The organism is Aeromicrobium sp., assembly GCF_014378035.1.
Lineage (GTDB): Bacteria > Actinomycetota > Actinomycetes > Propionibacteriales > Nocardioidaceae > Aeromicrobium.
Genome location: NZ_JACMOM010000039.1, coordinates 1 through 6,523 on the forward strand (window position 1 = coordinate 1; position 6,523 = coordinate 6,523).

6 protein-coding genes are annotated in these 6,523 nt (G+C 64.4%); all 6 read right to left on the minus strand.

Features of this window, described 5'->3' with window-relative positions:
* On the minus strand, nucleotides 1-751 hold a 751-nt coding region (locus H7290_RS02340; protein WP_290512407.1), incomplete at its 3' end, for a hypothetical protein.
* Nucleotides 748-1,578, minus strand: coding sequence for a hypothetical protein (locus tag H7290_RS02345; protein WP_290512408.1), 831 nt, complete (start codon nucleotides 1,576-1,578; stop codon nucleotides 748-750). The genes H7290_RS02340 and H7290_RS02345, both read right to left, overlap by 4 nt.
* A complete protein-coding gene (locus tag H7290_RS02350; RefSeq protein ID WP_290512409.1) occupies nucleotides 1,578-1,739 on the minus strand; it encodes a hypothetical protein in 162 nt (53 codons plus the stop codon). The genes H7290_RS02345 and H7290_RS02350 overlap by 1 nt, the downstream gene beginning before the upstream one ends.
* Nucleotides 1,739-3,958 carry an NUDIX hydrolase gene (locus H7290_RS02355; RefSeq protein ID WP_290512410.1) on the minus strand — a complete coding sequence of 740 codons (2,220 nt, stop codon included), beginning with the start codon at nucleotides 3,956-3,958 and terminating at the stop codon, nucleotides 1,739-1,741. Before H7290_RS02355 ends, H7290_RS02350 begins: the two co-directional genes overlap by 1 nt.
* Nucleotides 3,955-6,057: a hypothetical protein gene (locus H7290_RS02360; RefSeq protein ID WP_290512411.1), complete on the minus strand. Its 2,103-nt coding sequence runs from the start codon at nucleotides 6,055-6,057 to the stop codon at nucleotides 3,955-3,957. Before H7290_RS02360 ends, H7290_RS02355 begins: the two co-directional genes overlap by 4 nt.
* Nucleotides 6,057-6,437 (minus strand): hypothetical protein, encoded by a 381-nt coding sequence (locus H7290_RS02365; RefSeq protein WP_290512412.1) that lies wholly within the window; start codon nucleotides 6,435-6,437, stop codon nucleotides 6,057-6,059. Before H7290_RS02365 ends, H7290_RS02360 begins: the two co-directional genes overlap by 1 nt.
* Nucleotides 6,438-6,523 lie beyond the last annotated feature (86 nt).

A 6,523-nucleotide genomic window follows, 5' to 3' on the forward strand; every position in this document is an offset into this window, starting at 1 on the left:
CAGAACTCGGGGTGTTTGAGCCCAACGTTTGCCTCACGAGCAAGTTTCCCGAAGCGCTTGGTGCGGCGACTGCGGCCGAAGTACCGAACGCCGTCGCTGTCTCACGAGTATTTTGGTCGTGTGTGTGGGCGATGGTGTGCGTGTGAGCAGGAAGATTGGACGCGGTCAGAGTCACGGTTTTCGCTCCGCCTGTCCCCTCGACCGTATCGAACTCAGTCTGGGCCGCGTCAACACCGACAGGAACCCGGCCAGAGCCCCACGCCGTCCATGTGCCGCCGAGGGCCGTAGCGGGGCTGGTGTTTACCGTCGACATCCGGATGGAGCCAACAGGAAACATCGACAGCATGGAGGCACTGATGGCAGCGTCGATAGCCGCTTTGATGAACGCGGTATTTGCTACCGAGGTGTCATTGTCACCGAGCGGGGGAGTCGGTGTCGTGGGGTTGCCCGTGAGCGTCGGACTGGCGAGCGGTGCGTAGTTCTGCGCCTTGACGAACGCGGTATTTGCTACCGACGTGTCGTTGTCTGACGGGAGCGGCGTGGGCACGGTGGGGTTGCCCGTGAACGCCGGGCTGTCAATCGGAGCGGTCATCTGAATGGCGTAGGGAAGCGCGTTCCACAGCGTGACGCCATCGCCCTTCTTGGCCTTGGGTGTGGAGCCTGACTCCCACCCGACCTCACCCTTGAGCAGGAGGGGGTTCGCTGCCGCCCATGCGCTGGCCGTGTCCTCGCGCTGCCTGATACGTGTCATGCTCCTCCACCGTCCACAATCCAAAGTCCATCTGCCGGGTCGCCTGACAAGATATCAGGCGATGAATACGTGGCGTCCCCGCCGTAGATCACGTCCTCGAACGTGCTCACGCCCGGCCTCTCCACGGGAGGCGATGAGGTGGTGATCAGCGTGCGCCATGCGGTGTTTCTGGAAACAGGCTTGAGCAGCCTCTTGTATGAGCCTTCGAGGTCGTACGGGCCGACGCTCCACTTGGAGCCCCGCTGCGTGCGTGCGCCCTTGACGTTGAACGAGACGAGCCCGTTGGAGAACGAGAACCCGCTCACGGTCCCCCCCTTGAAAAACGGAAAGAGGGTGTAGCCGTAGGGTCTCCCGTAACTGGCCCCGGTCCCGCCGAAGTCCGTCTCACCGAAGTTCGATTCACCGAACCCGGCTGCCACCGCGTCAGCGACACACGCGAACCCGGACAGTTTCGACCAGACCTCCAACGCGAACGACTTGGCTTTGAGCCGGGTGGTCGCGTCGAATCCCACGATGTCGCCAGCGGCGTTGCGGGCCAGCGGTACGCCGGTCATCAGTTGCAGGATCTCGGGATCGCAGCGCAGGAAGTCAATGTCGGCGTCGTACCGGATGACCTGATCGGCGGTAACGAAGTGCAGACGAGCCTCGTCGTCATCGTTGCGGATCAGTTCGTTGCTGCCCCCCTCGACCACCTCGTTGATCTTGATGGACACCACAGACTTGCTCGTGGCATAGCGAATGGAGGCAGCGTCATAGCGCCCAGCCGAAGTGAGGTCCGTGAGCCGGATGCCCGACCCCCGGACCATCGCGTAGCAGGTGGCCGTCATCAGATCACCGAGGGCGTGGCGATTCGATACGTGCCGCCGCGCTTGCGGACCTTGGTCTTCGCGGCAGCCTCGGTCGGATAGACGATGACGTTGGAGCCGTCAGTCCATTCGTACTGCTGGTTTCGCAGTCGCGCCTTCGCAGCGCAGGGGACGCAGCCCATCAGGAGGCCCAGTCTTCTCGGAGCGACGCCATGAAGGAAGCCAGCGCCTCGCTGTCGTCGGTCTCTTCCGGGCACTGCCAGTCAACCTGTGCCTCGGAGTAGTGCGTGTCACAGAACACAGCCGACTCATTCGGGCTCAGCCACACCCCCATCGTGGCGTCCTTACCGCACTCCTCATGCGACTCGCAGGTCAAGTCCTCGGTCACCTTGTACTCGCCATGAGCCGAAGCCACCAGCGCCAGCACAGTGCCGTCCTCGCCCATGACAGCGCTTGACCGCAGCACGGGAAAGCCGGGCACGTTGACGGTGAGCAGGGAGCGGAGCGCCCCGTACTTCCACTCGCCGGACACCTGACCCGATGCCTCAATCGCGGTGATCCACTTCTCCTCGACGGTCGGCAGGACGACACCGGAGAACCACACGCCGCGCTCGTCGGTGCCGATGCGGACAGCGGCCCATGCGTTCGACAGGTTGACGAAGTGCTGCTGCGTCGCGGTCTCGGACAGGATCTCGTCAGCGTCGCGGTGGTCGATGCCGTAGGTGATCAGGCCGGTGTTGATGTAGCCGTCGATGGTCTTGGTGCGGCCGAGGTGGAAGTCCTCGTAGACGCTGGCCTCATCCATCGGAGCCTCGACGCACTCACCGGCATAGCCGATGTGGCAGACACCGCGCTCTGCTGCGTAGCCGTAGGTGCGGCGCAAGCCGTTCGCATCGGGCTCCTCGATGACAGTCGCTCCGGTGTCGGGGTGGCGGTTGAAGTACGACAGCGGCGGCAGCACGCGGTCGCCACCGGAGGAGGTGAGCACGGCCTCCCATGCGCCCTCTCCATCTGAGGCGGCGACATCCCCGCCCGCCCGCTTGGCGCGAGCCTCGGCGGTCGTGTCGTTGCCGGGCTTGTTGAGGTCGCCGGGCCAGTAGCCGAGCGCGTCGTGATGCCACTGCGCGATGATCTGGTTGAGGTACTTCATCTTCTCGGGGCTGTTCTTGGCGATCTTCTCACCGATCAGGTGCTTGGCGCGGGTGAAGTCACCCGGCGTGCCCCAGCCGACCTTGATGTAGCCGGGCTGGCCCTTCTTGGTCCAGTAGTCGTGCAGCCGGTTCGTCTCCTTGGGGTTGGTGACCCAGCCCGGACCACGCTTGAACTCGTTCGTCCGAGCCCCCGCCATGTCGACGCTGCTCACGCCGGACGCGGTGAGCGCTTCGTCGGTGTTGTCGGCGGGCATCACGGGGCTCGGCCCGAAGGCGACGTACGCCTCGTGGAACGCGGGGATGGACACGGCGGTCAGACCCGACGCACGCACGGCGTCGAACCACAGCACGCCGCTCGCCACCGACTTCTCCTGATCGAGGCTGCCCTTGTCGCCGTCGACCGACACGCCGAACCGCCCGAAGAACGCGAGCAGGTCAGCGAAGGGATCGCTGCTGGAAGCGGGCATCAACTGGCCCTCCCAGTGGATCATCCCGTCCTTGCGCATGAGCCGGTCGACGGAGCCGACGACGACGCTGCCGTCGTGCCCGCCGATGGACACTTCCTGCCACGAGAACGGCAGACGGAGCGGGCGAGCCGTCATCGACCCGGCGTTGAACCCGCGCTGGTCGCCGGTCTCAATGTCCTCGGGGGCCATGATTCCGTGAATCGGGGTCGGCCCGACCGCGAGCGCCGTCGTGTCCCATTCCGGCTCAGTCTCATCCACGCCCTCAGCGGCAGCGGCGGTCTCATCGGCGGTGTCGGGCATGGTGTCTCCCTCGTTCGCGGTGTTTCCAGAAACCCCGAAGATGAGGCCCCAATCGGTCTGATCCCGCACTTCTGGTCGAAGGTCCAGCCCGTCGATCATCTCACGGGTGAACCATCCTACTTTTTGCACCTCCTCATTTGGCACAAAACCCGCCAGATCGAACTCTTGGGGGGTGTTGAGGACGAACCCTTGGTAGATCCCCTCAACGGAGCGCCATCCGTCAGTGACCCACACTTTCAGGGGTAGGGGTAGGGCGATCTCCTCAGCGAACTCCCGCAGAGCCCCACCGATGGGTACTTCGCCCGGTTCAAGGCTCCCGCCGGGGAATTCCCACGTTTCGGCCACGTCTGCGGCGTCTGTGGGGTCCGGAGCCCGCTGTGCGAGGAACACAGCCCCCGTGTCGGTGGCGACAAGGGCGAGTCCGGCGTGAGTGGCCCCCTCATACCCGTCAGCGGCGGCGATCCCTGCCATTGTCTGGGTCATTTGCCCCCTCCGATGGCCGCGATCAGCGCTTCTCTGGTGTACCCCTGCTGTGTGTTGTAGAGAGTGGCGCAGAAGTCGCCCATCTGCTCGATCATGGACGGGAGATTGCGGCTGGACACGTCAGACAGCGCTGTCGAGGCCAGCGAGAAGTCGAACTCGGCCCCGATGTACGTCTTGGCAGGCTCAACCTTGGTGTGCGCGATCACCGGGGGAGTGGTCTTGTCCCTCGTGCGGCCCCGTTTCCCGTCGTTGAGGACAACATTGCCCGCCTTCTCAAGGGCTCGGAGCACCAGCACCTCACAGGAGGCCATCCGAGGGCTGAACGGGGCAGGAGTGTGGTCGTGCTGCTCCCTCGGGGGGCCTTGATAGGGGTGACCATCGGTGCTTGGGGGCTTCTGCTGGCCCTGTTCGCCTCGTGGCTTGGCATCGGCACCACTGGGGTTTCCAGAAACGGGGTCTTGCACCGGCAGGTCCATTCCGGTGATGAGCAGGAACGCGGCCTGCATCTGCTCAGGCGACGGTGAGCCGCTGACCAACTTGGTGAGCAGCCACAACTTGCGCTCCTCGGGGCTCATCAGGTCATTCTCGGGGTCGAATCCGTTCTCGCGGACGACCACCTCGGGCTTGATGAGGCCACGGTCGTACAACTCCATCGACTCCTTGCTCCGGTCGGCCCGCATCCGGAGTGTCGCGGTGTCGTAGGCGATGACCAACTTGGTGCCGGTGACGATGAGGCGCAGGACCGAGACAGTCAGCACGCCCACGAACTCGTCGAGCGCAGGCTCGGCGTGGTTCGCAATCGTCTTCTCCTCGTTGGCCCACACGCCCCAGTGGTTCACGCTGCCAGCGGAACCGCCTGCACCCGTGACGGCCAGACCCGACGAGCCGAGCACGTCCTCGGGCATCAGGTCCATGCCCAGAGCGAAGCGACGGATGGCGTCGGAGCGCAGCACCATCGCCTTGTCGTCGATCTCCGACCAGAACTGGATCAACTTGCCCTTGTCGATGGATTCCAGCGCCATCGGGTCAGCGGTGACGACGGTCGGGAACGAGATTTCGTCCGCGTCCATCTCCTGCATCGAGGACTCGGCCAGCGCGAGCATGAACAACTCGGCCTCGTTGAGTGTGGCAAGAGCCTCCTCGCCACCTTCGATGCTGTCGGGGGGAGGGGCGGGGAAGGTCAGGTTGTTCGGCAGGAACCACACGCCCGCAGACATCAGGCGCGACTTCAACTGCGCGAAGATGTGCTTGGTCTCCCACTCGATCTCCTGCAACGTGGTGATCATCGACATGATCGGGCTCCACGCCTCCCAGCGCTTCTCCGGGTCCGGGTTCCACATGCGGATCACCGGGTCGTCGGTGTCGAGGTTCACCCAGTTGTCATTGTCGAGCCGCACTCGCCACGCGGCGAGGTTCCCGCTGCCGATCTTCTGCAACTCGGTGACCGCGATGATCTCCCAGATCGGGTTGTCCCGGTTGGGGTTGCGCTCCAAGTCCGTCTCGGGATCGAAGGCCGGGTCCAGCACGTCGACATACCCGTTGGCGTCCTTGAGGTAGTCGTCCCACGACTCCCACTGCTGGCCGGGGGTGGCCGGGTTCTCGGGCGGGTCGATGTACCCGGAGTCAGTCGACACGGGAGCACGGGCGATCAGGTAGCACTCACCAGCGATGGTGCGGTGGATCATGTAGTCACGAATGGCCTTGGACCGGGCGCGAACGTCGGGGAAGATCGTGGCGAAGGCGTCGACCTCGGGGCCGTCCTTGACCCACACGGCCTTGCGGTTCAGGGCGTTGGGCTGGGAGACACCGATCTCCGCGCGGGCTGCGGTGTTGGCGAACAGGGTGACGGCATAGCGCGCCTCACCTGTCAACTTCACCAGCCGGTATGCCTCGATCTGTTTGGCCGACGCGATCTGCCCGCGCTCCTCAGCGGGACCACGCCTCGCGTGCTTCTTGTAGATGGCCGATGACGATGCCATCGAGAACTGCGTGCTGCCAGCGTCCAACGTCGCGGTCAGGCCGATGTCCTTGCCCGCTACCTGCTGCGTGACGAACGTCGGCCCGGTCTTGTGCAGGGCGGGGTTCCTTGGCTTGACCATCAGTTCTCATCCCCGTTGTCGCCGTCGTTTGCCATCAGAATTGCTGCTGCATAAGAGGCTGCGAGGGTGCCGTTGACGAACCACCATGCCTGCTGCCACAGGGAGAGGTCTTGACCCTCGACCACCTGATAGCCGTCGAAGATGCCTGACAGGTCAGCCCACGCCACGACGGCCATCGTCAACCAGAACGAGGCGCAGTAGCCGCACCACGTGATGATCTGCCACTGGCGGCGGCGGACACCCCCGTCGAGGAGGTCGTACATCTTGTCCCGGAAGAACCTCACGGGAGGGAAGTCGTCGTGTACCGCCAGACGAGTCAGGCGCGATGCGCTCAGCACTGTGACCAGCGCGACTGCGATCAGATAGAACTCTGTACTCATCAGGCTCCTTGGCTCTGCTTGATGCTGCGGGTTGATCGCTGGCACTTAGGCGCGGCGGCTGTGGTACAGGGTAGCCGATGCCCGGC

Coding starts and splice junctions, on each gene's coding strand:
- H7290_RS02345 (WP_290512408.1), bottom strand. CDS start 1,578: ATGACGGCCACCTGCTACGCGATGGTCCGGGGGTCGGGCATCCGGCTC.
- H7290_RS02350 (WP_290512409.1), bottom strand. CDS start 1,739: ATGGGCTGCGTCCCCTGCGCTGCGAAGGCGCGACTGCGAAACCAGCAG.
- H7290_RS02355 (WP_290512410.1), bottom strand. CDS start 3,958: ATGACCCAGACAATGGCAGGGATCGCCGCCGCTGACGGGTATGAGGGG.
- H7290_RS02360 (WP_290512411.1), bottom strand. CDS start 6,057: ATGGTCAAGCCAAGGAACCCCGCCCTGCACAAGACCGGGCCGACGTTC.
- H7290_RS02365 (WP_290512412.1), bottom strand. CDS start 6,437: ATGAGTACAGAGTTCTATCTGATCGCAGTCGCGCTGGTCACAGTGCTG.